The organism is Nonomuraea sp. NPDC005650 (assembly GCF_040605375.1).
GTDB lineage: Bacteria > Actinomycetota > Actinomycetes > Streptosporangiales > Streptosporangiaceae > Nonomuraea.
In genome coordinates this window covers 1-25260 of the sequence record NZ_JBEXCR010000081.1, presented here as the reverse complement: position 1 = coordinate 25260, position 25260 = coordinate 1, and the positions used below count along the sequence as shown (strand labels likewise).

General features: G+C 70.5%; 26 protein-coding genes. 15 read left to right on the top strand and 11 right to left on the bottom strand.

Annotated elements, in window-relative coordinates:
• Positions 1–48: 48 nt before the first annotated feature.
• Both ABZS69_RS64030 and mce read right to left on the bottom strand, forming a co-directional pair.
• Positions 49–1335 carry a DivIVA domain-containing protein gene (locus ABZS69_RS64030; RefSeq protein WP_355393957.1) on the bottom strand — a complete coding sequence of 429 codons (1287 nt, stop codon included), beginning with the start codon at positions 1333–1335 and terminating at the stop codon, positions 49–51.
• A 205-nt stretch (positions 1336–1540) separates the two neighbouring features.
• Positions 1541–1963, bottom strand: a complete 423-nt coding sequence (mce, locus tag ABZS69_RS64025; protein ID WP_355393954.1) for a methylmalonyl-CoA epimerase — start codon at positions 1961–1963, stop codon at positions 1541–1543.
• An 84-nt stretch (positions 1964–2047) separates the two neighbouring features.
• Between mce and ABZS69_RS64020 the strand changes: the two genes are divergently transcribed.
• From ABZS69_RS64020 to ABZS69_RS64010, 3 genes are all read left to right on the top strand, one after another.
• Complete coding sequence (locus tag ABZS69_RS64020; protein ID WP_355393951.1) at positions 2048–3235, top strand: acetyl-CoA C-acetyltransferase; 1188 nt, start codon at positions 2048–2050, stop codon at positions 3233–3235.
• 93 nt (positions 3236–3328) lie between these two features.
• Entirely contained in the window at positions 3329–3757 is a 429-nt protein-coding gene (locus ABZS69_RS64015) for a hypothetical protein (RefSeq protein WP_355393948.1), read from the top strand.
• Complete coding sequence (locus ABZS69_RS64010) at positions 3751–3972, top strand: helix-turn-helix transcriptional regulator (RefSeq protein ID WP_355393943.1); 222 nt, start codon at positions 3751–3753, stop codon at positions 3970–3972. The genes ABZS69_RS64015 and ABZS69_RS64010 overlap by 7 nt, the downstream gene beginning before the upstream one ends.
• A gap of 181 nt (positions 3973–4153) precedes the next feature.
• Here ABZS69_RS64010 and ABZS69_RS64005 read toward each other — a convergent pair whose 3' ends face one another.
• From ABZS69_RS64005 to ABZS69_RS63995, 3 genes are all read right to left on the bottom strand, one after another.
• A complete protein-coding gene (locus tag ABZS69_RS64005; RefSeq protein ID WP_355393940.1) occupies positions 4154–4306 on the bottom strand; it encodes a hypothetical protein in 153 nt (50 codons plus the stop codon).
• 162 nt (positions 4307–4468) lie between these two features.
• Entirely contained in the window at positions 4469–5140 is a 672-nt protein-coding gene (locus ABZS69_RS64000) for a DUF4230 domain-containing protein (protein WP_355393937.1), read from the bottom strand.
• A gap of 74 nt (positions 5141–5214) precedes the next feature.
• Positions 5215–6576, bottom strand: coding sequence for a hypothetical protein (locus ABZS69_RS63995; RefSeq protein ID WP_355393934.1), 1362 nt, complete (start codon positions 6574–6576; stop codon positions 5215–5217).
• Positions 6577–6805: 229 nt separating this feature from the next.
• Between ABZS69_RS63995 and ABZS69_RS63990 the strand changes: the two genes are divergently transcribed.
• The 4 genes from ABZS69_RS63990 to ABZS69_RS63975 are packed head-to-tail and all read left to right on the top strand — an operon-like array spanning position 6806 to position 10408.
• Positions 6806–7327: a MarR family transcriptional regulator gene (locus tag ABZS69_RS63990; protein ID WP_355393931.1), complete on the top strand. Its 522-nt coding sequence runs from the start codon at positions 6806–6808 to the stop codon at positions 7325–7327.
• 35 nt (positions 7328–7362) lie between these two features.
• Positions 7363–8304: a tetratricopeptide repeat protein gene (locus ABZS69_RS63985; protein ID WP_355393929.1), complete on the top strand. Its 942-nt coding sequence runs from the start codon at positions 7363–7365 to the stop codon at positions 8302–8304.
• Positions 8305–8313: 9 nt separating this feature from the next.
• Positions 8314–8943 carry a cytidylate kinase-like family protein gene (locus ABZS69_RS63980; RefSeq protein WP_355393926.1) on the top strand — a complete coding sequence of 210 codons (630 nt, stop codon included), beginning with the start codon at positions 8314–8316 and terminating at the stop codon, positions 8941–8943.
• A 55-nt stretch (positions 8944–8998) separates the two neighbouring features.
• Entirely contained in the window at positions 8999–10408 is a 1410-nt protein-coding gene (locus tag ABZS69_RS63975; RefSeq protein ID WP_355393923.1) for an NAD-dependent malic enzyme, read from the top strand.
• A 296-nt stretch (positions 10409–10704) separates the two neighbouring features.
• Here ABZS69_RS63975 and ABZS69_RS63970 read toward each other — a convergent pair whose 3' ends face one another.
• From ABZS69_RS63970 to ABZS69_RS63955, 4 genes are read right to left on the bottom strand one after another with little or no spacing between them, the layout of a single operon-like run.
• Complete coding sequence (locus ABZS69_RS63970; RefSeq protein WP_355393920.1) at positions 10705–11196, bottom strand: hypothetical protein; 492 nt, start codon at positions 11194–11196, stop codon at positions 10705–10707.
• A 36-nt stretch (positions 11197–11232) separates the two neighbouring features.
• A complete protein-coding gene (locus ABZS69_RS63965; protein ID WP_355393917.1) occupies positions 11233–12783 on the bottom strand; it encodes a glycerol-3-phosphate dehydrogenase/oxidase in 1551 nt (516 codons plus the stop codon).
• Positions 12784–12794: 11 nt separating this feature from the next.
• On the bottom strand, positions 12795–14261 hold the full coding sequence (gene glpK, locus ABZS69_RS63960) for a glycerol kinase GlpK (RefSeq protein ID WP_355393914.1): 1467 nt from the start codon (positions 14259–14261) through the stop codon (positions 12795–12797).
• A 56-nt stretch (positions 14262–14317) separates the two neighbouring features.
• Positions 14318–15070, bottom strand: a complete 753-nt coding sequence (locus ABZS69_RS63955) for an IclR family transcriptional regulator (RefSeq protein WP_355393911.1) — start codon at positions 15068–15070, stop codon at positions 14318–14320.
• 159 nt (positions 15071–15229) lie between these two features.
• Here ABZS69_RS63955 and ABZS69_RS63950 point away from each other — a divergent pair, with 159 nt between their 5' ends.
• Positions 15230–15850 (top strand): TetR/AcrR family transcriptional regulator, encoded by a 621-nt coding sequence (locus tag ABZS69_RS63950; RefSeq protein ID WP_355393908.1) that lies wholly within the window; start codon positions 15230–15232, stop codon positions 15848–15850.
• 1 nt (position 15851) lies between these two features.
• Here ABZS69_RS63950 and ABZS69_RS63945 read toward each other — a convergent pair whose 3' ends face one another.
• The gene (locus ABZS69_RS63945) at positions 15852–16340 is read right to left on the bottom strand and encodes a hypothetical protein (protein ID WP_355393906.1); all 489 of its coding nucleotides are present in this window, start codon (positions 16338–16340) and stop codon (positions 15852–15854) included.
• A 132-nt stretch (positions 16341–16472) separates the two neighbouring features.
• On the opposite strand from ABZS69_RS63945, the gene ABZS69_RS63940 reads away from it, so the two are divergent.
• Positions 16473–17051 carry a YqgE/AlgH family protein gene (locus ABZS69_RS63940; RefSeq protein ID WP_355393904.1) on the top strand — a complete coding sequence of 193 codons (579 nt, stop codon included), beginning with the start codon at positions 16473–16475 and terminating at the stop codon, positions 17049–17051.
• 9 nt (positions 17052–17060) lie between these two features.
• On the opposite strand, the gene ABZS69_RS63935 is transcribed toward ABZS69_RS63940, so the two are convergent.
• Entirely contained in the window at positions 17061–17669 is a 609-nt protein-coding gene (locus ABZS69_RS63935; RefSeq protein WP_355393902.1) for a TetR family transcriptional regulator, read from the bottom strand.
• Positions 17670–17828: 159 nt separating this feature from the next.
• Here ABZS69_RS63935 and ABZS69_RS63930 point away from each other — a divergent pair, with 159 nt between their 5' ends.
• The 6 genes from ABZS69_RS63930 to ABZS69_RS63905 all read left to right on the top strand — a co-directional run bounded on the left by ABZS69_RS63930 (position 17829) and on the right by ABZS69_RS63905 (position 25164).
• Entirely contained in the window at positions 17829–19424 is a 1596-nt protein-coding gene (locus ABZS69_RS63930) for a DHA2 family efflux MFS transporter permease subunit (RefSeq protein WP_355393899.1), read from the top strand.
• Between the two features lie 219 nt (positions 19425–19643).
• Positions 19644–19907, top strand: coding sequence for a DUF3039 domain-containing protein (locus ABZS69_RS63925; protein ID WP_355393896.1), 264 nt, complete (start codon positions 19644–19646; stop codon positions 19905–19907).
• A 91-nt stretch (positions 19908–19998) separates the two neighbouring features.
• Positions 19999–20865 carry a zinc metalloprotease gene (locus ABZS69_RS63920; RefSeq protein ID WP_355393893.1) on the top strand — a complete coding sequence of 289 codons (867 nt, stop codon included), beginning with the start codon at positions 19999–20001 and terminating at the stop codon, positions 20863–20865.
• A 25-nt stretch (positions 20866–20890) separates the two neighbouring features.
• Positions 20891–22273: an MFS transporter gene (locus tag ABZS69_RS63915; protein WP_355393890.1), complete on the top strand. Its 1383-nt coding sequence runs from the start codon at positions 20891–20893 to the stop codon at positions 22271–22273.
• A gap of 82 nt (positions 22274–22355) precedes the next feature.
• Positions 22356–23288 carry a hypothetical protein gene (locus ABZS69_RS63910; protein WP_355393887.1) on the top strand — a complete coding sequence of 311 codons (933 nt, stop codon included), beginning with the start codon at positions 22356–22358 and terminating at the stop codon, positions 23286–23288.
• Between the two features lie 124 nt (positions 23289–23412).
• Positions 23413–25164: a DEAD/DEAH box helicase gene (locus ABZS69_RS63905; RefSeq protein WP_355393884.1), complete on the top strand. Its 1752-nt coding sequence runs from the start codon at positions 23413–23415 to the stop codon at positions 25162–25164.
• Positions 25165–25260 lie beyond the last annotated feature (96 nt).

Below are 25260 nucleotides of genomic sequence, written 5' to 3'. Positions count from 1 at the left end.
AGCCTGCTCTTCAGCCCCCGTGTGCAGTCCCGGCCGTCGGGCCGGTGGTTACTCCTGCCACCATTCGGCGTCGTCCTCGGACTTGGCCTCGACCTTCGCCGCGGGCGTCGTGGCCGGAGCCTCGGACGCGGGAGCGGCGAGCGCGGGCTTGGGCGGGGCCGCCGTGACCGCGGGCTCCGACGACTCCATGCCGGGCAGGGCCGCGCCGCCGAGCAGCTGGCGCAGCTGGGCGAGGTGGCTGGTGATGCTGTCGCGCTGGCGGGTGAGCTCGTCGACCTGGCGCTGCATCGTGGTGCGGGTGCGCTCGGCCTCGTTCTTCGCCTCGGTGACGATGGTGTCGGCGCTCGACTTCGCCTCGGCCACTACCGTCTCGGCGCTCTTACGGGCGTTCGCGACGAGCTGCTTGGCGTGCAGGTCGGCCTCGCGGCGCGTCTGCTCGGCCTGCTGGGTGGCCTTCGTGGCCCGCGACTCGGCCGTGGCCGCGCGCTGCTCGGCCTCGGCGACCATGCGCTGGGTGTTGGCCTGGGCGGTGGCGTGGCGCTCGGCCTCCTGGCGCTCGGCCTCCTCGCGGCGGGAGGCGAGCTGGATCTCGAACTCCGCCTCGTCCTGCGCCCGCTTGGCCTCCGACTCCTCCAGCACCCGCTGAGCCTGCGCGCGCATCTCGTCGGCCTGCCGCTTGGCGGTGGTCAGGACCTCGTCGCGCTCGCGCTTGGTCGAGGCCCGCAGCTGGGCGACCTCGCGCTCGGTGGTGGTGCGGAGCTTGGCGATCTCCCGCTCGGCGTCGGCCCGCTTCTCCGCCACCTCGTGGTCGGCCGTGGCCCGCAGCTTGGCGACCTCGCGCTCGGTGGTGTTGGTCAGCTCGTCGGCCTCGCGGCGGGCGGTCGAGCGGATCTCCTCGGCGTCCCGCTCGGCGGCGGTGCGCATCTCGTCGCTCTCCCGCGTGGCCACGGCGCGCTTCTCAGCGGCCTCGGCCTCCGCGGCGGCCCGCAGGTCGGCGGCCTCGACCTTGGCGGCGGCCTTGATCTCGTTGGCCTCGGACCTCGCGGCCTGGACGAGCTCGGTGGCCTGCTCCTCGGCCAGGCGGAGCAGCTGCTCGATGCGGGCGCCGAGACCGGAGTAGGTGGGGCGCTCCTGCTCCTGCAACTGGCGCTGGGAGTCGGACAAATCACGCTGCAGGCTCGTCACCTGCTCGCGGGACTGACGCAGCTCTCCGTCTAGCTGCTTCAGATGATCGTGGACCTGATGCCGGTCGTAACCACGGAGCACTACGTCGAACTCGCGTGCGGGGGCGTCCTCGAAGAAGTTGTTGAGCTGGGCGTCGATGTCGGACTGCATGGAGGCTCGATCCTGGGTTGTCGAGACGGCTACACGGGCCGGACGGGGGGTTCGGGGCATCCGATCCAGGAGCCTGTGCCAAAGGCAGGCTCCATGTCCGGTGGAAGGTCAAGCGTACTCCGCTGGTGCCACCTGCGAAGCCCCGTCCAACTTTCTGCGTGACTAGTTACATATGAACGTTTTTTAACATTTGTAAGGGCCGGTGTTAGAGCCTGGGCGCCTGTACCAACTCCGTAAGCATGCCTCCCACGTCCTTGGGGTGCAGGAACGCGATCTCGGAGCCCATCGACCCGTGCCTGGGACGCTCGTCCAGGAGCCTCACACCCTTCTCGCTGATCTTAGCCATTGCCTGGGCGACATCGGGAACCCCGAATGCCACATGATGGACACCTTCGCCCCGCTTAGCGATAAATTTTCCCACAGGGGAGTCCTCTGAGAGGGGTTCCAGGAGCTGAATGTAGGAGCCCCCGCCTTCGCCGTCGGCGATGTGCAGCATGGCCTCCTTCACGCCCTGTTCCTCGTTAACCTCCCTGGCGACCACGGTCAGCTCGAACGTCTCCGAGAAGAACGCGATCTTCGCCTCGATGTCCTTGCACGCGATTCCGATGTGGTCGATCCGCATGAACATATGTGGCGCACCTCCATAGCGAGCGTCTGCCTACTCGTGGGTATGGTGTCAAAGAACCCGACGTGAGCGTAGGAGGCCCCTGTCATGTCCAGGTCCGTCATCGTGGCCGGAGCTCGCACGCCCATAGGCAAGCTCCTGGGATCCCTGTCGGGGTTGTCCGCCGTGGAGCTCGGTGGCATCGCCATCAAGGCCGCCCTGGAGCGTGCCAGGGTCGCGCCCGAGGCGGTCGAGTACGTCATCATGGGCCAGGTCCTGCAGGCCGGCGCGGGCCAGATCCCCTCCCGCCAGGCCGCCGTCAAGGCCGGCATCCCGATGACCGTCCCCTCCATCACGATCAACAAGGTCTGCCTGTCGGGGCTGGACGCCATCGCGCTGGCCGACCAGCTCATCCGCGCGGGCGAGTTCGACATCGTGGTGGCCGGCGGCATGGAGTCCATGACCAACGCCCCCCACCTCCTGCCCGGCCTGCGCAAGGGCGTCAAGTACGGCGGCTCGCAGGTCGTCGACTCGATGGCCCACGACGGCCTGTTCTGCGCGTTCGACCAGCGTGCGATGGGCGAGTCGACGGAGCACCACAACGCCCGGCTCGGCATCGGCCGCGAGGAGCAGGACGCCCTGTCGGCCCGCTCCCACCAGCTGGCCGCCGCCGCCGCCAAGAACGGCCTCTTCGACGACGAGATCGTCCCGGTGGAGATCCCGCAGCGCCGCGGCGAGCCGCTGGTCGTCAAGGAGGACGAGGGCGTACGCGGTGACACCACCCCGGAGACCCTGGCCAAGCTCCGCCCGGCCTTCGCCGCCGACGGGACGATCACGGCCGGCTCCGCCTCGCAGATCTCCGACGGGGCCTGCGCCGTCGTGGTCATGTCGAAGTCCAAGGCCGAGGAGCTGGGCCTGGAGTGGCTGGCGGAGATCGGCAGGCACGGCAACGTCGCGGGCCCGGACGCGTCCCTGCAGTCCCAGCCGGCCAACGCCATCAAGCACGCGCTGTGGAAGCAGGGCGTGACGGCCGGCGACCTGGACCTGGTGGAGATCAACGAGGCCTTCGCCAGCGTGGTCCTGCAGTCCGCCAAGGAGCTGGGCGTGCCGCTGGACAAGGTCAACGTCAACGGGGGCGGCATCGCCCTGGGCCACCCGATCGGGGCCTCGGGCGCACGGGTCGTGCTGACGCTGGCGTACGAGCTGAAGCGCCGGGGCGGCGGCCTGGGCGCGGCCGGCCTGTGCGGTGGCGGCGGCCAGGGCGACGCCCTGCTCATCACGGTCCCCAAGCAGTAGGAGAGCGCCGCGAAGGGCCCCAGGGCTCTTTGCGGCGCGGTTCGATGTAAAGAATTCTAGACACGATGTCCGCGCTGCTTTACATTCGAAGACATGGCACCGGAAGAGAGACGTGCGTGGATCATGGCCGTGGTCTCGGTCTGCGCATACGGCACGTACGTCGTGATCATCCTCGGCCGGGCGGGCGGCGCCCCCGTCGCCGAGGTGCCCTACGGGGCGGCGCTGCTGTGGAGCATCGGAGGCGCGATCGCCACGACGATCGCCCTCGACATCGCCCTCTCGGTGGTCTTCCGCCGGGATGCCGGCAAGAAGGACCAGCGTGACCGCGAGATCCGGCAGTACGGCGACTACGCCGGGCAGTGGTGCCTCGTGCTGGGCGCGGTGGCGGCGCTGTTGATGGCGCTGGCCGAGGTGGACCACTTCTGGATCGCGAACGTGATCTACTTGGCGTTCGTGCTGTCGTCGGTCCTGGGATCCGCGCTGAAGATCGTCGCCTACCGCCGGGGTCTACCGGCATGGTGAAGCCCACGAAGGTCACGAACTCGATCCGGGCCCTGCGGTTCGCCGGCGGGGAGATGACGCAGGCGGAGCTGGCCGAGCGGATCGGCGTGACCAGGCAGACCATCATCGCCATCGAGCAGGGCCGCTACTCGCCTTCCTTGGAGGTGGCGTTCCAGATCGCGCGGGTGTTCGGAGTCCCGCTCGACGACGTGTTCCAGTACCCCGCAGGGGAGTGACCGGCATCCCGGGGCCGGTGGACCGGCTCGGACAGCGCGATGCCCCGGTCCGACCAGGAATGGACCGGGGCTCCGCGATTCAGGGACCCGACCAGGATTTCGGATCCCCGACGCCGGCCCCCTTACGGGGGCTGTTCAGCCCGGCCGCGAGGGAGGATGCGGCCGGGCTGCTTGTGGACGGTCATGAAGCGAGGAACTTGGCGAAGACCGAGCGGGTGCGGCGCTCGGACCGCAGGCTCTTCTGCGCCTCGCGCACCCGCCGCTGCTCGGCCGCGGCGCGGCGGAGCTCGGAGGCGTGGTGCTGCATCACGGTGTACTCGAGTTCGGCGTTCATGGGGGCCCCTTGCGGCTCGTGTGTCTTCTTCCCTGCACTCTTGAGACTCCTCCTAAGGCCCTCCCGGACACATCGGGCGGATGCCTTATCTCCGGTCGTAGGCGCAGATAGGGAGGTACTTAGGCAGGTGCACGAGCCGACTAAGGCCCCCGTGAGCCACCCCTAGGGCTCGTCCGTGAACTTCACCGTGACCTTCGTGAAGCCGAGCGACTTCAGCAGGCCGGACACCACGGCCTTGGTGTTGGCGTCGGCCCTGGCCCGCAGGTCGCTGGCCACCGCGGCCTCCGTGATCTTCTTCTCCGCCAGCAGGTAGAGCTCCCGCTGGTCCCCCGGCGACCCGGACAGGAAGTCCTGCACCCGGTCGAACAGCCCGCGCTGCTGCGCGAACACGTACGAGCGGCTGTTGTCCAGGTTGGGCTTCTCCAACTGGGAACGGGGCAGGCGCACGGTCGCCTGGGTGCGGTCCTCCGAGACCGTCACGGCGTCCCCGGCCAGGCCGGAGAAGTCCACGTACGCGTCCACCCCGCCCGCTCCGACAAACAGCGTGCGGGTGCCCTTGATCGCGTCGGGCAGGAAGTTGGCGTCCTTCTCCAGGTCCACGACCACCTGGAAGTTCCCCGTCGCGGCCTCGAAGCGGCTCAGGTCCTTGATGGACTGCAGGAGCACCGGCTGGCTGCGGTCGATGGTCTGCTCGCCGAGCGGGTTGAGCCAGGTCCAGGCCAGGCGGCCGCCCACCACGAGCAGGACCGCCAGGACCAGGAAACCCGCCGCGTATCGCCACCTGCGGCGCCGCGCGGTCGTCACCTCGAGCGGCGTCGTACGGGAAGTCGTCATGCGTGCATGACTACCCCCCGGGCGATCATCATTGCCAGCCGTTTGGTGACATCTTCCGATCCCTGTGCCGCCGCCTAGCTCAGACCGGCCATGGACGTGCTCGGGGCGGAGTTCGGCGTGCCTTCGCCCTCCGGGTAGACGGGGTAGACGTGGCTCGACTCCGGCGTCGGGCGGGCCGACGGCGCCACCTGCGCCGGTGCCGCGCCGCCACCGCCGCCGAAGTACATGCTCGACAGGCCGCAGTTCTGGAAGTCGCTGTAGAACATCCGCAGCCATTCCCTGCGCTGGTGCTCGCTCAGCCACGAGAACCACGACGCCGCGTACTGGTGCTCGGGCAGCGGGCCGCCGGGCAGCGGCTCCCCGCGCAGCCACGCCATCACGATCTCCCGGTAGCCGTCCGCCACCGTGCCCGGACAGCGGGCGGCCAGGGACTCGATGTACTCGTACGCCGCCTCCTCCGCGAACCCCGCGGACAGGTCGGGCACGTGGACGGGCGCGAGGCCGTTCGACGGCTTCAGCGGCTCCTCCAGCGGCCGCTGCTCCACCCGCGTGAACGCCGCGGGCGTGCCCGCCAGCCGGGAGGCGATCTGCGTGAACGCCGCCCCCAGCTCGGTCAGCCCCGCGCGCATCCCCGGATGCACGCACACCGTGATCGGCCAGTCCTGGCAGCTGTAGGCGATGTCCACGGCCGCGGCCGGCTTCGGCTGGGCCAGCACCCGCGACACGCCCATCCCGGCCGCCAGCACGGACAGCAGCGCGCACGCCAGCACCAGCGCCTGCCTGGTCACCAGCGCCGCCCAGCCGAGCAGCAGCGTCGCCGTGATGCCGAGCAGCCAGATCGTCTGATCGAAGAACGGCGCCCCGCTCAACCCCTGGAACAGGTCGTACGGCTCGCCGGTGCCGGGCGCCAGCTTGTCCGCCCAGCCCCGGTCGTCGGCCAGCCACGAGAACAGTCCATAGCAGGCCAGCCCGGCCACCGGTGGCGTGAACGCCTTGGGCACCACCCAACCGGCCACCCAGCCGATCACCGAATAGAGCGCCAACCCCGCCATGCCCATGCCCAGCCCGGACAGGCTCAGCCGCCCCGACTGGTCGGTGAGCACCGTCTTGACCGCCAACACCAGCACCGTCGCGCCGAACGACCCGAGCACCACCACCACGATGGCCAGCGGCGCCTTGAGCGCCCGCCACGTCGTGAGGGGCCGCCCGCGCAGGGCCCTGCGCTTGCGCAGCGCGACCCACGCGGCGAACGCGGCGGCCACCGGCCCCGTCATCCGCAACGAGCCGATGACCGCGGCCACGATGTTCTCCCACGCGTCCACGCCAGGTATCAGGACATTCCACGCCGCCAGCAGCCCGATCGCCAGGAGCACGGCCACCGTGACGGCCGCGCTCTGCTTCAGCTCCTCTCGTGTAACGCCCGCGTGCTCACGCACCCGTTTCCCCGTTGACTTCCATCAAGCACCCCCCGTGCCCCTCGGCAAGGCCGAAGCGATGAGTCCGACCTGTCCCCACAGGCCGATGGACTTGGCTTCTGCGTCACCATACGTACGAGAACCATAACTGAGCGTGATGATTGACGTCCGGATTCTTGGTCAAGCGGGGAAGCCTGTCGCTCCAGGTCACCAGACGAACCGGGACGAGGGGCGCGCTAGCGTATGCGCTGTGTCGCAGCCCAAGCCGCTCAACCTGCCGTTCGACCCCATCGACCGCGCCGCGGAGAGCTGGCGTGCCCACTTCGGGCCCTCCGCCGCCATGGCCGCCGTGACCTCGGTCATGAGGGCCCACCAGATCCTGCTGTCGCAGCTCGACTCGCTGCTGAAGCCGTACGACCTGACCTTCGCCCGGTACGAGGCGCTGGTCCTGCTGACGTTCAGCAAGGCAGGCGCCCTGCCGCTGTCGAAGATCGGCGAACGGCTCATGGTCCACCCCACCAGCGTCACGAACACGGTGGACAGGCTGGAGAAGTCCGGGTTCGTCTGCCGGCTGCCCAACCCGCGGGACGGGCGCGGCGTGCTCGCCGAGATCACCGGCGCCGGCCGCGACGTCGTGGAGCGGGCCACCCGCGACCTGATGGGCGCCGAGTTCGGCCTGACCATGTACGCCGAGGACGAACTCCACCAGATGTTCACCCAGTTGCGCACCCTCCGGGTGGCGGCGGGCGACTTCCAAGAGGGCGGCGGGTGACTGCGCCGCCCCGGTGATGCGGCAAGATGAAGAGCATGGCGGACTTCTCTAGGCCCGGGTCGCTCTACGGAGCGATCGACCTGGGCGCGCGCAAGCAGGCCCTCGAGTCGCAGGCCCGACGGGAGGCGGCGGGTCCCCAGGCGGCCGCGTCGGCCTCGGTCGTGGACGTGACCGAGGAGACGTTCACGACCGACGTCATCGACCGCTCCATGACCACGCCCGTGGTCCTCGACCTGTGGTCGCCGCGGGCGCCGGGCAGCGCCCAGCTCAGCCCGGTGCTGGAGAAGGTCGTCGGCGATCTCGGCGGCCGGGCCGTGCTGGCCAAGGTCAACGTCGACACCAGCCCGCAGATCGCCCAGGCGCTGCGCGTGCAGGCCGTGCCGACCGTGCTGGCCATCTTCCAGGGGCAGGCCGTCACCGGCTTCCAGCAGGTGCTGCCCGAGCAGGAGGTGCGCCGCTGGCTCGACGAGCTGATGGGCGCGGTCGAGCAGTTCTACCAGGCCAACCCCGACGCCCGGCCCCCGGGGGCGGAAGGCGAGCAGCAGGAGGCGCCCGCGGGGCCGCCCGCCGACCCCGACCTGGTGGCCGCCGAGCAGGCGATCGACAGCGGTGACCTCGACGCGGCCGCGGCGGCGTACGAGCGGCTGCTGGCCCGCGCGCCGGGCAACGAGGACGCCAAGATGGGCCTGGCCGGCGTCAGCCTCATCAAGCGCACGGAGAGCATCGACCCCGCCGACGTCCAGCGGCGGCTGCAGGACCCCGCCGACTTCGAGGCGCAGCTGCTCGCCGCCGACCTGGAGATGCTGTCCGGCGCGGTCGACGAGGCGTTCGAGCGGGTCATCGCCGTGGTCAAGCGCACCTCGGGAGACGATCGCGACAAGGCCAGGCGTCACCTGCTCGGCTTGTTCGACGCGTTGCCGGCCGACGACCCATCTTTGGCGAAAGCACGTAGAGCTTTGGCGAGCGCACTGTTCTAACCTGGGTGTATGCGGGTCGTCACCATATCCGCGACATACGGCACGGCCGGTAGCCAGATCGGCCCGGCCGTCGCGGAGCGCCTCGGCGTGCCCTTCGTCGACCGCGCCATCCCCAGCGCGGTGGCCCAGGAGCTGGGCTGCACGCTGGAGGAGGCACTGGTCCATGACGACCGGGCCGAGCACGGCCTCGGCCGGTTGCTCTCGGGGGCGATGCGGCTACCGACCGTCACGTTCGGCGGCGTGGACATGTACGTGCCCGGCGCGATGCCGCACGCGCCGGAGGAGTTCGTCCGCCGCACCGAACGCATGCTCAAGGACATGGCCCGCGACCAGGGCGGCGTGTTCCTCGGCCGGGCGGGGGCCGTGGTGCTGGCCGACCATCCGGGCGCGCTCCACGTCAGGCTCGACGCGCCCGTGGAGCGCAGGGTCCGGCAGACGGCCACGCTGGCGGAGCTGGGCGAGCGCGAGGCCCGCCGCATCATCGAGGACAACGACCGGGCGAGGACGGCCTACGTACGACACTTCTATCGGGCCGATCCGACGGACTCATGTCAATATCATCTGGTCGTCGACAGCACCACGATCCCCGTTCCCACCTGTGTCGATATCATCGTGATGGCGGCCGAGGCATTGGATTGACCTGACGCCCCCTATCATGGGGGAATTCTTGGTCAGTCCCGAAGGAGCGATTGACGTGGCGACCGTCCCGAGTGTGTCGTACTCCATCACCGTGCGCCTGGAGGTGCCGGCCGGCGGCAAGGCCGTCAGCCAGCTCACCCACGCCGTAGAGTCGGCGGGGGGTGTCGTCACGGCCCTCGACGTCACCAACGCGGGCCATGAGAAGCTCCGCATCGACGTGACCTGCGCGGCCAGGGACACCGACCACGCCCAGGCCATCGTCGACCAGCTCGAGGCGGTCGAGGGCGTCGTCATCCACAAGGTGTCCGACCGCACGTTCCTCATGCATCTCGGTGGCAAGATCGAGATGAAGTCCAAGGTGCCGCTGCGCAACCGCGACGAGCTGTCCATGGCCTACACCCCTGGTGTGGCGCGCGTGTCGATGGCCATCGCGCGCAACAAGGAGGACGCCCGGCGCCTGACCATCAAGCGCAACACGGTGGCCGTCGTCACCGACGGCTCGGCGGTGCTGGGCCTGGGCAACATCGGCCCCGAGGCCGCGCTGCCGGTCATGGAGGGCAAGGCGGCGCTGTTCAAGCGGTTCGCGGGCATCGACGCCTGGCCGATCTGCCTCGACACCCAGGACGTCGACGAGATCGTCCGCACGGTGCAGGTGATCGCGCCCGGGTTCGGCGGTATCAACCTGGAGGACATCGGCGCGCCGCGCTGCTTCGAGGTGGAGCGGCGGCTGCGCGAGCTGCTCGACATCCCCGTCTTCCACGACGACCAGCACGGCACGGCGATCTGCGTGCTCGCGGCGCTCACCAACGCGCTGCGGGTCGTCAACAAGGACATCGGGTCCGTCAAGATCACCATGGCGGGCGCGGGCGCGGCCGGCAACGCGGTGCTGCGCCTGCTGCTGGCCTCCGGCGCGCGCAACGTGATCGTCTGCGACTACCTGGGCGCGGTCCACCGCGGGCGCGACGACCTCGACGAGTCGCTGCAGTGGATCGCCGACCACACCAACGCCGAGGGCTACTCGGGCGATCTGCGGGGGGCGGTCAAGGACGCCGACGTCTTCGTCGGCGTCTCGGCGCCGGGCATCCTGACGGGCGACGACATCGCGACGATGGCCAAGGACGCGGTGGTGTTCGCGCTGGCCAACCCGGAGCCCGAGGTGTCGCCGGACGACGCGCGCGAGCACGCGGCCGTGGTGGCCACGGGGCGCTCCGACTACCCCAACCAGATCAACAACGTGCTGGCCTTCCCTGGCGTCTTCCGTGGGCTGCTGGACGCGCAGGCCAACGGGGTCACGCAGGAGATGCTGCTGGCCGCCGCCGGCGCCCTCGCCGCCGTCGTGACGCCGGAGGAGCTGGGGCCCAACTACATCGTCCCCAGCGTCTTCCACCCTGACGTGGCGGGGGCGGTGGCGGCCGCGGTGCGCGAGTCGGCGGGTGGCCGGGCGCGCGGCTTCACCGAGGCGTAAAGCTTTTTTACGGCGGAGCACGGGCGGCGCCGACCGCCGCCCGTGGCTGAGGGCCTCCAGGGCGACGCCCGCTGACCGTCCCGCCGTGCGCGTTGCGCCGAGCTCCACCGCTCGGCCCCTCGCCGCACCGGCGCTGGTCGGGCGGGTGCCTGCTCCTGGTAGCGGCGCTCGTGGCGTGCTTGGCGGATGGGCACGGCGTCCGTGACGGTGGTGGTTGGTGGGGTGTCCGTGACGCGTGATCGGTCCAGTGGCGCGCGACGGGTGGTGTGCCCGTCGGGCGGTCGGGCCGGGCGGTGTCAGGCGGGCTGGTTCGGGGCCTGGGCGGTGATGGCCGGGATGAGGTGGTAGCTCTCCTGGAAGACCAGGTTGTGGGCGTCGGCGGTGGCGATCGCCCGTAGCGTGTCGAGCTGGCCCTCGGCGTCCGCCAGGTCGAAGACGTTCAGCGGCCAGTCCCCGACCGTGTTGCCCCGCAGGTGCGGGTGGTGGAAGTCGCAGCCGTAATGGGCGACGATCGCGATCGGCTGGTTGTGGGTGGCGCGCTGCTCCGCCCACGTCAGCGACCACATCGCGTTGAGCCCGCCCTCGCGCGACCGGGTGACCCCGCTGGCCACCACCTCGCCGGTGCCGAGCAGCAGGTCGGCGTTGATCTCGTCGAGTGCCCTGCGCGCCACCGGGTCGAGCAGCTCGGCCGCCATGGCGAACACACGTTCCTTTTCCTCCCGTGTGACGGCCCCTCCGTGGTCGCCGTCACGCAGGTCGCGGAAGTGCCTGAGCAGGGCTTCGTTCATCGGAGTGCACATGACTACCCCCTGCCCAGATCCGGGTCAGGTGAGCAGGGCGGCGATGCGGTCGCGTACATCCGGCGTGTCGAGCCCGCGCACCGTGAGCGTCGTGCGGCGGCGTACGACGTCGTCGACCGTGGCCGCCCACTCGCGGTCGCGCGCGTAGACCGCCTGGGCCCAGATGTCGGGGCCGTCCGGGTGGATGCGCTCGCCGAGGGAGGGGTCCTCGCGGATGAGCCGGGCCAGGTCGAACGCGATCGACCCGTAGTGGCCGGCCAGATGCCTGGCCACCAGCGGGTCCATGCGCGTGCCCGGGTCGCGGTCGGTCCACAGCCGCAGGGCCACCGCGTCGGGGCTGGCCAGCCCCGGGAGGGGCACGGCGGGCAGGATGTCGGCCAGGTCGTCGCCCAGGGGGCGCCCCGGCAGGTGGGCGAGCGTGTCGAGGACGTGCCGGCCGATGTGGCGGTAGGTGGTCCACTTGCCGCCCGCCACCGAGAGCATGCCGCCCGAGCCCCGCGTCACCACGGTCTCCCGCTTGGCGGCCGTTACCTCACCGGGCCCGCCGGGCAGCACGCGCAAACCGGCGAAGGCGTAGGTGATGTCCTCGCGCCTGAGCTGGGCGTCGCGCACGGAGTGGCCGGCCTCGTCGAGGATCTGCGCGATGTCGGCCTCGGTGGCGCCCACCCCGCCGGGATCGCCCTCGTACGCCTCGTCGGTGGTGCCGAGCAGCAGGTGGTCCTCCCATGGGATGGCGAACGACACCCGGTACTTGTCGATCGGCGTGGTCAGCGCCGCCTTCCACGGCTCGTGGCGGCGCAGCACCAGGTGGGCGCCCTTGGACAGCCGGATGCTCGGCGCGGCGTCCGGGTCCTCCATGCGCCGCAGGTGGTCCACCCAGGGCCCGGTGGCGTTCAGGACGAGCCGGGCGGACACCCCGAACTCGGCCCCGTCGAGCCGGTCGCGCAGGTCGGCCCCCGTGACCGTGCCGCCCGTCTTGCGCAGCCCGACGACCTCGGCGTGGTTGAGCACGACGGCGCCCGCGTCCACGGCGGCCCGTACGGTCATGACCGCGACGCGGCTGTCGTTCATCTGGTGATCGCCGTAGACGGCGGCAGCCCGCAGGCCCTCGGTACGCAGGGCGGGCACCTTGGACAGGGCCTGCTGGGGCGTGATCACCTTGCCCATGCCGTCGCCGAACACCGACAGCGCCGAATACAGGAACACCCCGGCGCCCAGCTTGGCCGCCCCGTGCGGCCCGCCCTTGTAGATCGGCACCAGGAACGTCAGCGGCTTGACCAGATGCGGCGCGATGTCGGCGGCCAGGGCGCGGCGCTCGCGGTGGTTCTCGGCGACGAGCCTGACGTTGCCCGTCTGCAGGTAACGCAGGCCCCCGTGGACCAGCTTGGAGGAGGCGCTGGAGGTCGCGCCGGCGAAGTCGCCGGCGTCGACCATCGCCACCCGCAGCCCGGCCTGCGCGGCCATCCAGGTCACGGACGTGCCGAGGATGCCGCCGCCGACCACGAGCAGGTCGTAGGCGGCGCGCGAGAGCTCCTCGCGGATCTCCGCGCGGTCGGCGGCGGTCGTCGTCGTCATTGCCCCACTCCCTACTGCTCGACCCAGTCGAGGGTCCGGGCCACGGCCTTCTTCCAATTGCGGTATTCGTGCTCGCGCGCGGCCTCGTCGATGGCCGGGCGCCACTCGGCGGCCTTGTGCCAGTTGGCGCGCAGGCTGTCGATGTCGGGCCAGTAGCCGGTCGCCAATCCGGCGGCGTAGGCGGCGCCCAGGGCGGTCGTCTCGGCCACCATGGGCCGGATGACCGGCACCGCGAGCACGTCGGCGAGGGTCTGCATGAGCAGGTTGTTCGCGGTCATGCCGCCGTCTGCGCGCAGCGTGCTCAGGTCGAGCCCCGAGTCGGCGTTCATCGCGTCGACCACCTCGCGGGTCTGCCACGCCGTGGCCTCCAGCACGGCCCGCGCGATGTGCCCCTTGGTGACGAACCCGGTCAGCCCCGCGATCACGCCGCGCGCGTCCGAGCGCCAGTGCGGCGCGAACAGCCCCGAGAAGGCCGGTACGAAGTAGCAGCCGCCGTTGTCGTCGACCGTCCTGGCCAGCGTCTCGATCTCGGCCGCGCTGGAGATCAGGCCCAGGTTGTCACGCAGCCACTGCACCAGCGACCCGGTGACCGCGATCGCGCCCTCCAGCGCGTAGGTGGCCGGGCCCTCGCCGATCTGGTAGCCGACCGTGGTCAGCAGGCCGTGCTTGGAGACGACGGGCTCGTGGCCGGTGTTCATCAGCAGGAAGCTGCCGGAGCCGTAGGTGCTCTTGGTCTCGCCGGGCGCGAAGCATGTCTGGCCGAACAGCGCCGCCTGCTGGTCGCCGAGCGCAGAGGCGACGGGGACGCCCGCCGCGGTGTGCCCGTAGACCTCGGCGGACGGGCGGATCTCCGGCAGCATCGCGCGGGGCACGCCCAGCGCGGCGAGCAGCTCGTCGTCCCAGGCCAGCGTGTGGATGTTCATCAGCATGGTGCGGCTGGCGTTGGTCACGTCGGTTATGTGGCGGCCGGTGAGGTTCCACAACAGCCAGCTGTCCATCGTGCCGAACAGCACCTCGCCGCGCTCGGCCCGCTCCCGCAGCCCATAGGCGTCCAGCAGCCAGCGGATCTTCGGCCCGGAGAAGTACGTCGTCAGCGGCAGCCCCGCCTTCTCCTTGAACAGCCCCTCGTGCTCGGCCAGCGCCCGGGTCAGCTGGTCCGTGCGGGTGTCCTGCCAGACGATCGCGGGGCAGACGGGCCGGCCGGTCGCCCGCTCCCACAGCACGGTGGTCTCGCGCTGGTTGGTGATGCCCAGTGCGGCGATCTGGCCGTCCTCGATGCCGCCGACGGATTCGGCCAGCACGCCCTGCACGGCCTGCCAGATCTCGGCCGCGTCGTGCTCCACCCAGCCGGGCTTGGGGAAGATCTGGCGGTGCTCGCGCTGGGCGACGGAGATGATGTTGCCGGCCTGGTCGAAGACGATGCAGCGGCTGGACGTGGTGCCCTGGTCGATGGCTGCGACGTATTGAGGTCGAGGCACGGGGTTCCTCGCTTGGTTCTGGTTCGGCAATGCCGAACGAATGCTATTTCCTGGTCCTAGGGATGTTCAAGTGAGCGGGTGATCGCGCGGGCGGCGTCCCGTACGTACGAGACGAACTCCATGTGCAGGGCGCCGTCGGCGGCCAGCCGCTCGACGGCGCCGCGGATGCCGATGGCGCCCACCACCAGGCCGCGCGGGTCCTTGATGGGCGCGGCGATGGCCACCTCGCCCTCGGTGAGCTCCTCCGTCTCGGCGGCCCAGCCGCGCGTCCTGACCAGGCCGAGCTCCTTCTCCAGCGCCGCGGGGTCGACGATCGTGTTCTTCGTGTACGGCTGCAGCGGCGGCGCGGGCGGCTCGCCGTACGGGTCGTGGGCGAGCAGGACCTTGCCGAGCGCGCTGGCGTGCGTCGGCAGGTACGTGCCCACCTGGAGGGTCTGCAGGCTGTCGTCGGGCCGGAACACGTGGTGGATCACCAGCACGTGCCCCTCGTGGAGGGTGCCGATCCACGCGCTCTCCCTGCTGCGCCCCGCCAGCGCGTCGGCCCAGTTGATGGCGCGGGTGCGCAACTCGTTGACGTCGAGATAGCTGCTGCCCAGGTGGAGCAGCGTGGCGCCGAGCCGGTACTTGCCGGTGACCGGGTCCTGCTCCACGAACCCGACGTGGACCAGCGTGCGCAGGATGCCGTGCAGCGTGCCCTTGGGCAGGCCCAGCGCCCTGGCCAGCTCGGCGACCCCGAGCTGGCGCGGCCCCGAGGCGAGCAGCCTCAGGATCGCGGCCGCCCGCTCGACCGACTGAATCGTCTCTCCCACAGCCCGCACACTAGCGCAGTTTTGTTCGGTAATGCCGAACAGATGGGGGAATGGAACCGATCTTGGCACGGTAGCGTCCAGAAGGTGGGGGAAATGCGCCGTCAACCCTTAATGGGATGACAGTTCCGTTAAAATGGAACGTTGCGACAAGGAGATTAGATGGACCAACCTTCCCGTTCGGCGGGAACCGTGCGCCCCGGGGGCCGCACGGCGCGGGTGCGTGCGGCCGTCATGGAGGCCACGCAGGACGAGCTGGTCGAGCACGGTTTCCATGGCCTGACCATGGACCAGGTGGCGGCCAGGGCGGGCGTCGGCAAGACCACGGTCTACCGGCGCTGGGGGAGCAGGGCGGGCCTGGTCACGGACCTCATGATCGAGCTGGCCAACCAGTCCACGCCCCACGCCGACACGGGCGGCGTCGAGGCCGACCTGCGGGCCAACGCGCTGTCCGTGCTGGAGGCGGTCAACGACGGGCGGCTCGGTGCCACGTTCCAGGCGGTGATCGCCGCCGCGACCAGTGACGAGCAGGCCGCCGGCGCGCTGCGCGCCTTCTATGTGCGCAGGATCGAGGAGTGGGCCAACGTCGTGCACCTGGCCGTCAAGCGGGGTGAGCTGCCCGAGGGCACCGACGGCGCGGAGGTGATCCGGGCGATCTCCGCCCCGCTCTACTACCGGCTCGTGGTCACCAGGGAGCTGGTGACCGAGGTGGACGCCGAGCGCTCCGTGGCGCGCACGCTGGCCGCCGCCAGGGCCGGCGCGTTCGTCGTGGAGGAGCCCTAGGTCACGGGTGCGAACGCGGCCAGATGGAGCCGTACCACCACAGGATGCCGCCCATCACGATCAGGCCGACCGCCGTCGCCAGCTTGGCCATGAGGTCGGCGGGCGGGCCGGTGAAGGGGAGGTTGCGGAGGTGATGGCCCCAGGGGCAGTCGTTCTTGACGCGGCTGGAGTCGATGAGGGTGTTGCGCTGCTTGTCGGCCACCGAGTACGCCTCGACGTCCGCGGTGCTGCCCTTGCTCACCGGCACGTGCCTGACGATCGTCTTGCGGGCCGGGATGGAGCCGGTCGCCACGCTGACCCCGTCGGCCTGGACGTCGAAGGGCGCTACCTGCTTGGTCAGGTTGTGCAGGGTGACGTCCGCCTGCCCCGAGCGGCAGTGGACGTCGTCCACCGTCATCGTGAACGGGTCGCCGTGGTCGTCAGGCCAGGGCCACGCCTCCGCGCTCTTGGGGAGGAACAGGATCGCGCACACCGGGAGTGCGGCCAGCACGATACGTGTCCTGATATGCATGGGCTCCCCCCGGCGCGTGATCTTTGATACGTAAGGTGCCCATGTGGCCACGAAAAGTAACATCGACGCACTGGGGGAGCGCGAGCTCCGCGAACCCCTCATGATGGAGGTATGGCGGAAGCGATCTACGTCGGCGGTTTGTTGGTGGCGACGCCGCTTCTCGACGACCCCAACTTCCGGCGTAGCGTCGTGCTGATCCTCGAACACGACCACGACGGCGGCACCCTGGGAGTGGTGCTCAACAGGCCGAGCGACATCTCCGTCACCCAGGTGCTGCCCGTGTGGGATCCGCTCGTGACCGGGCCTTCCGTGCTCTTCGAGGGCGGGCCCGTACAGACGGACAGCGCGCTCGCGCTGGCGGCGGTTCCCAGCGGCGAGGAGCCGCTCGGCTGGCGCAGGCTGCACGCGGGCACCCCCGCCGTCTCCAGGCTCGGCACGGTGGACCTGGACGCGCCGCCCGAGATCCTGCAGGGGGAGATCGCGCAGATGCGCATTTTCGCGGGGTACGCCGGCTGGTCGTCGGGCCAGCTGGAGAGCGAGATCGCCGAAGGCGCCTGGTACGTGGTCGACTCGGAGGCCGGCGACACCTTCCACGCGGATCCCCGAGCGCTCTGGCGGCACGTGCTGCGCCGCCAGCCCGGCGAGCTGGCCTTCGTGGCGACCTGCCCGGAGGACCCGACGATGAACTAGCCGGCCCGGCTAGCGGTCCCAGCCGGGCCGCAGCGAGCGCTCGGCCAGCTCGATGGTCTCCGCCATCCGCTGCGTGATCTCCGGCAGGTCGCTCTCGCGGCGCGGGCACTCGAAGCCGACGCGCAGGGTGCACGAGGCGAACGCCACGATCAAGGGTGTGAGCATGTCCTCGTCGGGGTTCACGCCCCTGCGGGTGGCGATCACCTCGACGAGGCGGCGCTCGGTGGCCGCGCCCCTGGCCACCGACATGCCCACCAGTCTCGGGTGGTCCTCCATGAGCCGCCGCAGCTTCAGGAACCTCGCCCGGTCCTCGGGCGTTGAGCTCTCCAGATCACCCAGGACCGCGCGCATGGCGTGCATGAGCGAGGTGAAGGACGACTCGTCCGGCGGGCGGGACGCCAGCGTCTCGAACATGATCTCCTCGCCGTGGTCGTGGAACCACAGCACCAGGTGATCCTTGCTGTTGAAGTAGCGGAAGAAGGTGCGTGGGGAGATCTCGACCGCCCCCGCGATCTGCTCCACCGTGGTCGACTCGTATCCTTGTTCGACAAAGAGATCGAGCGCGGCGTCGAGGATCGCCAGTCGCGTCTTCTCCTTCTTGCGTTCTCGCAGACCCACAGCAGTCACTCCCTCGAAACCTTTCTGTCACAGTGTGCCATAAGTCATAGGACGACGAATAAAACTCGTTTGTCATTAGTCATCGACTGTCATAGATTACCTGAGGCTTACGAGACCTATGCCCCGGTGTGGGGCTGTTCGTGTACTTAGGGGGACTTCATGGCTCAAGCGAAGGCGGTGGACGCGCCGTCATCGCACGGCCCGGCGAAAACGGGGGCCGGCGGCAATCCTTGGCTCGTGCTGCTGGCGGTCAGCTTGGGCGTCATCATGGTCATGCTCGACGGCACGGTCGTCGGCATCGCCAACCCGTCCATCCAGGCTGATCTCAAGGCCTCGCTGTCCGACCTGCAGTGGGTGACGAGTGGTTACCTGCTGGCGCTGGCAGTGTTCCTGATCACCGCCGGCAAGCTCGGCGACCTGTTCGGGCACAAGCGGGTCTTCCTGATCGGCGTGGCGGGCTTCGCCGTCTCCTCGGTGGGCATCGGACTCAGCGCCGAGCTGGCCGACATCATTCCCGGCCTCTCCCCGGTGGGCGCGCTGATCGCCCTGCGGGTGCTGCAGGGCCTGTTCGGCGCGCTGCTCCAGCCGGCCGCCCTCGCTCTGCTGCGTGGAGCGTTCCCGGGCGAGCGGCTCAACCAGGCCATGGGCGCCTGGGGTGCGATCATCGGCCTGTCCAGCGCCGCCGGCCCGATCGTGGGCGGCCTGCTGGTCGAGAACGCGAGTTGGGAGACGGTCTTCTTCATCAACGCCCCCGTCGGCCTGGCCGCCCTCGTCCTCGGCACCATCCTGATCAAGGACAGCCGTGCGCAGACGATGGCGCGGATCGACTGGCTCGGCGTGCTGCTGCTGTCCGGCGCGATGTTCTCGCTCGTCTGGACGATCATCAAGGCCCCCGAGTGGGGCTGGGGCGACAGCACGACGCTGACCTTCGCGGCGCTGTTCGTGGTGCTGATCGGCTCGTTCATCTTCTGGCAGAGCAGGGCGAGCCAGCCGCTGGTGCCGCTGTCGCTGTTCAAGAACGCCTCGATCTCCATCGGCACCGTGCTGATGATGATGGTCGCGTTCGCCATGTTCGGCGCGATGTTCTTCCTCGGCTTCTTCTTCCAGGGCGTGCACGGCCTGTCCCCGCTGGAGGCCGGCCTGCGCATGCTGCCGATGAGCGCCGGCATGATCGTCGCCTCGCCGCTGGCGGGCATGGCGATCGGCAGGCTCGGGCCGAAGATCACGATGGCGACGGGTCTGGTGATCACCGCCTTCTCGATGTTCCTCATGTCCCAGCTCAGCATCGACGCGTCGTTCATCGAGAGCGGCATCCCGTTCCTGCTGCTGGCCTTCGGCATGTCGCCGGTGTTCGTGGGCGCCACGGAGATCATCGTGGGCAACGCCCCGGTCAACCTGACCGGCGTCGCCGGTGGCGTGCAGCAGTCGGCCATGCAGGTCGGTGGCGCGCTCGGCACCGCGATCCTGGGCGCCGTGATGGCCGGCGAGATCTCCGACAAGCTGCCCGGCTACCTCGGCCCGGCGGCCCAGGCCATCCCGCCCGCGCAGCTGACGGGGCTGGAGAAGGCCGCCGCGTTCGGCACCGTCCCGCCCGGCGTGCCGGAGCAGATCGGCAACGCCGTGCACAGCGCCTTCATGGACGGCATGCACGTGGCCTTCCTGGTCAGCACCGGCATCGCGCTGCTGACCGCCGTGCTGACGCTGTTCGTCAAGGCCGGCAGGAAGACCGAGGGCGCGCCCGTCCACATGGGCTGAGCCTGATCTCCGGGCTCGCTCTCCGGGCTCGCTCTCCGGGCTCGCTCTCCGGGCTCGCTCTCCGGGCTCGCTCTCCGGGTTCGCTCTCCGGGTTCGCTCTCCGGGCTCGCTCTCCGGGCTCGCTCTCTGGGCCCGATCTCACGACACGGCCCCCGCCACGCGGCGGGGGCCGTGTCGCTTTGTGGGGACCTGGCCGCGGTCGGGCATAAACTCTGTGGAGTGAGCACCACGAAGATCCTCCCAGAGCAGGAGACCACGCCGCGGACGTCGCACGGCGACGGCGATCACGAGCGGTTCGCGCACTACGCGGACAAGCACAAGATCACCGAGAGCATGGTCACGGGCACGCCGATCCGGGCCCTGTGCGGCAAGGTCTGGGTGCCCAGCCGCGACCCCAAGAAATACCCGGTCTGCCCGGAGTGCAAGGAGATCTATGAGGGCCTGCCCCCGGGTGGCGGCGAGGACGGCGACAAGAAGCAGTGAGTGTTGCTGACCGGTAATCTCCCCAGGTCAAGCTACGGTCGGTAGCCAGACCAGCTCAAATCGTAGTGTGGGGGATTGCATGGTCCGGCGCGTGACCGCCGTCTCGTTGGCATGGCTGCTCGCGGTCGGGTTCACGCCTCCGCTCCGCTCCGAGGCGGCGCAGGCGTCGCGTTGCGTGGCCTACACGCCCCGCAGGACGGGGCCACGCTCGCCCAAGCCGGAAGACGTGGCCAAGGTCCTGATCGAGCTGGGCAGGCGCCTGGCCGGCGTCACGACGCCCACCCAGATCACCGTGCCGACGCGGGTGCACGTCATCACGCGCGGTGAGCGCAAGGTGACCGACCAGGACGTCAACGCCCAGATCGACGCGCTCAACTCCGCGTACGGCGGCACCTACGGCGGCGTGGACACCGGCGTGCGCTTCCGCCTCGACGGCATCTCGGTCACCGACAACGCCCTGTGGTTCAACGACCCCGTCGGCAACGAGCGGGCGATGAAGGTGGCGCTGCACCAGGGCGGCGCCGACACGCTCAACCTCTACATCGCCCAGCTCAGCGAGCAGATGCTGGGCTTCGCCAGCTACCCGTACTGGTATCACGAGACGCCCAGGCTCGACGGCGTCGTGATCGACTGGCGCAGCCTGCCCGGCGGCGCGATGACCAACTACAACCGCGGCTTCACCGGCGTGCACGAGATCGGGCACTGGCTCGGCCTCTTCCACACGTTCGAGAACGGCTGCGAGCTGCCCGGCGACGGCATCGGCGACACCCCGATGGAGGCCAGGCCGACCGAGGCGTGCCCGGCCGACAAGGACACCTGCGCGCAGCACCCCGGCCCGGACCCGGCGCACAACTTCATGGACTACGCGCACGACAAGTGCATGTCGGAGTTCACCCCGGGGCAGGCGGAGCGCATGCACCAGATGTGGGCGGTGTACCGAAACATCCCCGCTGTCTAGATTTCCGGCAAATTACGATGTGTGGGTGACAGGACCGAAGGCACTCGACACTCCCTACGAATCCACCCGCATCCTCAGCCCCGAATACCGCACCGCGACCGTCGGCATCGTCCTGGTGATCACGTTGGTCGCCTTTGAAGGCATGTCGGTCGGCGTCGCCATGCCGGCGGTGGCCCACGAGCTGAACGCCCTCGACCTGTACGGGATCAGCTTCTCGGCCTTCCTCATCGCCAGCCTGTTCGCGAACGTGGTGGCGGGGCTCTGGTCGGACCGCCGCGGCTACCAGCTGCCGTTCCTGGTGGGGGTCGTGCTGTTCGTGGCCGGGATGGCGCTGGCCGGGGCGGCGCACTCGGCGGCGCTGTTCCTCGTGGCGCGGGCCGTCCAGGGGCTGGGCGCGGGCGCCTCGATCGTGGCGCTGCTCGTGATGATCGCGCGGGTCTATCCGGAGGGACTGCGGCCCAAGGTCTTCGCGGCCGTCTCCGCGGCCTGGGTGGTGCCCGCCATGGTGGGACCGGCCGTGGCCGGGTTCGTGGCCGAGCAGTGGGGCTGGCGGTACGTCTTCTACGGGATCATCCCGCTGGTCATCCCGGCGCTGGTGATGCTGGTGCCCGCGCTGCGCATGCCGGCCTCGTCCCATGAGCCGTCGCAGGGGCCGCGCTCCAGGCCGGTCGCGATGACGCTGGCCGCCACCGCCACGGCGGGCGGGGCCGGGGCGCTGCTGCAGGGCGTGGACCTCCTGCACAGGCAGCCCGTGACGGGGGCCGTGGAGACCGTCGCGGGCCTGGCGCTCCTGATCTACGGGCTGTACCGGCTGCTGCCTCCCGGCGCGCTGCGGCTCGCGCGCGGGCTGCCCACGACCGTGCTGATGCGCGGCTTCTTCTCGGCCGCCTTCTTCGGCGTGAACTCCTTCATCCCGCTGGCGCTGCAGGAGGTGAAGTCCTTCGACCTCAAGCTCGCGGGGGTCGCGCTGACGACCGGGGCGCTGGGGTGGTCCGCGGGGTCGTTCCTGCAGAGCAGGCGGGCCGGGGAGGCGTACAAGAGGATCCGGCTGGGGGCCGGGTGCGTCACCGCCGCGATCCTGATCTGCACGCTCTGCGTCCTTCCCGGGGTGAGCGGGTGGATCGCGGTGCCCGCGTGGATCGTGGCCGGGTTCGGGATGGGGTTCGGCATGACCACGGTCAGCGTCACCGCGCTGCGGCAGTCCCCAGTGAACGAGCAGGGGGCGAACTCCGCCGCCCTGTCCGTCACGGACATGCTCGGGTCCGCGCTGGCGATCGGCGTGGCGGGCGCGCTGGTCAACCTGATCGGGCACGCCCCGGCCGAGATTGCCACCGGGTTCGTCGTGATCTCGCTCCTGATGGCCGCCATCGCCCTCGGCGCCACCCTGCTCGCGGGACGCACCCGCTGAATTCCGCCCCTCCTGTCACACCGATCACAGTTCTCCTGACCCCCGCCGCGCGGAGTGATAGGACAGCGGACAGGGAGGTGCCATGGAGGATGATCGCCGCGTCTGGCCGCCTCAGCCCGGCCCCAGGCATCGCCGCACTCCTCCGCGGTACGCGTGGGGCCCGCCGTACGGGGAGGAGCCGCGGCGGGGGCGTACGGGCCCTCTGGAGGCCGTGCCCGACCCCGCCGAGGAGCCGGCGCGACGGGAGGCCCGTCCGCGCGGCCGGGACCCGATCCGCGGCGAGCCCGACCCCCTGGACCTCGACCCCCTAGATCCCGACCCCGGCTCGCCCGAACCCGGCAAGGCGTGGAACCCGCAGATCCGCAGGACCGCCGAGTACGGCCTGGACCGCGAGTTCGAGCCCTGGGACGCGCTTCCCCCGGCCGCGCGGCTCTACGGCTCCCCGGTGGACCCAGGGCGGCGCGCGGTCGTGTCCGGGCGGTCGCTGCGGCGGTGGGCGGTCGTGTCGGCGGCCCTCCTGGCGGGCGTGGGCCTGGTGGCGGGGGCGACCGTCGTGGTGCTGCGGATCACGGCGCCGTCGGCGGAGGGCGGGCGGCTGAGCGACTCCCTGGCCAAGGTGTCGGTGACGCTGCCGCAGGGGTGGAGCCAGGGGGCGGTGGCGCCCGTGACCGGGTTCACCTCCGTGGTCAGGGACGGCGACGGCGGGCTCGTCATGGCCAGGCCGGTCCCGGGGGCCGTGGAGGACGCCAAGAAGGCCACGGCGGAGGCGGCGGAGCTCTACTCCAGGCTGCTGCTCAAAGGCGACCGGGTGACCGTGGTCGAGGACAAGGAGCTCCCCGGGGGCCACACCCGGGCGCTGCGGGCGGAATATCAGGATGTGGTCAACCGGCCGGCGTTCCTGAGAGTGACCCTGCTCACTCGCCAGGGCTCCGCGGTGATGCTTCTCGGACTGCTCCAACCCGAGGAAACAGCACGCAGACAAGCACTCGACGCGGTCATGACTGAAATCGGGTAAGTCGCATAGCACGTGAGGAAGACCTTGGCCAGAATCCTCGGCTCCCGGCACGTCTTGTCGGTGGGCCCGATTACTATCGGGTCACTGTGAGAGAGCGAAGCACACGAACCCCAGAGGTGATGCGGTGAGCACCTTCGCCGCGTCCCACCTTTCGCCTTCCTATCCCGACCGAGCCGCATGGGGCACCGCCCCAAAGCTCCGTGCGTGGCAGCAGGAGGCGTTCGACCTCTACTTCAGGCGCGAGCCGCGCGACTTCCTCACCGTGGCGACCCCGGGCGCGGGCAAGACCACCTACGCCCTGCGCATCGCCAGCGAGCTGATCGCCAACGGCGTGATCAGGTCGATCACGATCGTCACGCCCACCGAGCACCTCAAGCGGCAGTGGGCCGACGCCGCCGCGCGGGTCGGCATCGGCATCGACCCCGAGTTCAAGAACAGCCAGGGCACGACCTCGCGCGACTACACCGGGGTCGCGGTGACGTACGCGCAGGTCGCCATGCACCCCGCGCTGCACCGGGCGCGCACGGAGGCGCGCAAGACGCTGGTGATCTTCGACGAGATCCACCACGCGGGCGACGCCAAGTCGTGGGGCGACGGCGTGAGCGAGGCGTTCGAGCCCGCCACCCGCCGCCTCCAGCTCACCGGCACGCCGTTCAGGTCCGACGACAACCCGATCCCGTTCGTCGGCTACGAGGAGGACGCCGAGGGCCTCAAGCGCAGCGTCGCCGACTACTCCTACGGCTACGGCCCCGCGCTCGACGACGGCGTCGTGCGCCCGGTCATCTTCCTGGCCTACTCGGGCGAGATGAAGTGGCGCACGCGGGCCGGTGACGAGATCGCCGCGACGCTCGGCACGCCGCTCACCAAGGACCAGCTCTCGCAGGCGTGGCGGGCCGCGCTCGACCCCAAGGGCGACTGGATCCGCCAGGTCATGCAGGCGGCCGACCGGCGGCTCACGGAGGTGCGCAGGGGCGTGCCCGACGCGGGTGGCCTGGTCATCGCCACCGACCACGAGACCGCCCGGGCCTATGCCCGCCACCTGCGCAACATCACCGGCGAGGGCGCCACCGTGGTCCTCTCCGACGACCCCGGCGCGTCGAAGAAGATCAAGCAGTTCACGGCCTCGCCGGACCGCTGGCTGGTGGCCGTGCGCATGGTGTCGGAGGGCGTCGACATCCCCCGCCTGTGCGTGGGCGTCTACGCCACCTCCACCTCGACCCCGCTCTTCTTCGCCCAGGCCGTGGGCCGCTTCGTGCGGGCCCGCAAGCGCGGCGAGACCGCCTCGGTCTTCCTTCCCTCGGTGCCCACGCTCATGGGGCTGGCCAACGAGATGGAGGTCGAGCGCGACCACGTGCTCAACAAGCGGCCTCCCGAGGACGGGCTCGACGACAGCCTCCTTGAGCAGGCCAACCGCCAGAAGGACAATCCCGACGTCCTGGGTGACGAGCTCCCGTTCGAGACGATGGAGACCTCGGCCACCTTCGACCGGGTGCTGTTCGACGGCGGCGAGTTCGGCACCGGCGCGGCGGTCGGCTCGGCGGAGGAGGAGGACTTCCTTGGCCTGCCCGGGCTGCTGGAGCCCGACCAGGTGGCGACGCTGCTGCGCAAGCGGCAGTCCGACCAGCAGGCGGCCAGGCGCAAGCAGGCGGAGGAGCAGCCGCCCGAGACGCTGGCGCCGCACGAGCAGATCGCCGAGCTGCGGCGCGAGCTCAACGGCCTGGTGGGCGCGTGGAACCACCGCACGGGCCAGCCGCACGGGGTCATCCACTCGGAGCTGCGCCGCTCGTGCGGCGGGCCCCCGATCGCGCAGGCGACGGCGGAGCAGATCCAGGAGCGGATCGCCACCATCCGCCGCTGGGCCACCCAGCGCCGCTAGCCCCCGTTTTCCGCACGTGAGCGATCTTCAGCGAAGGTCTCGTGGATCGATGTCGAGGAGGTCTAGGAGATTGAGCTGGAGATCGGTGGGCTGGGG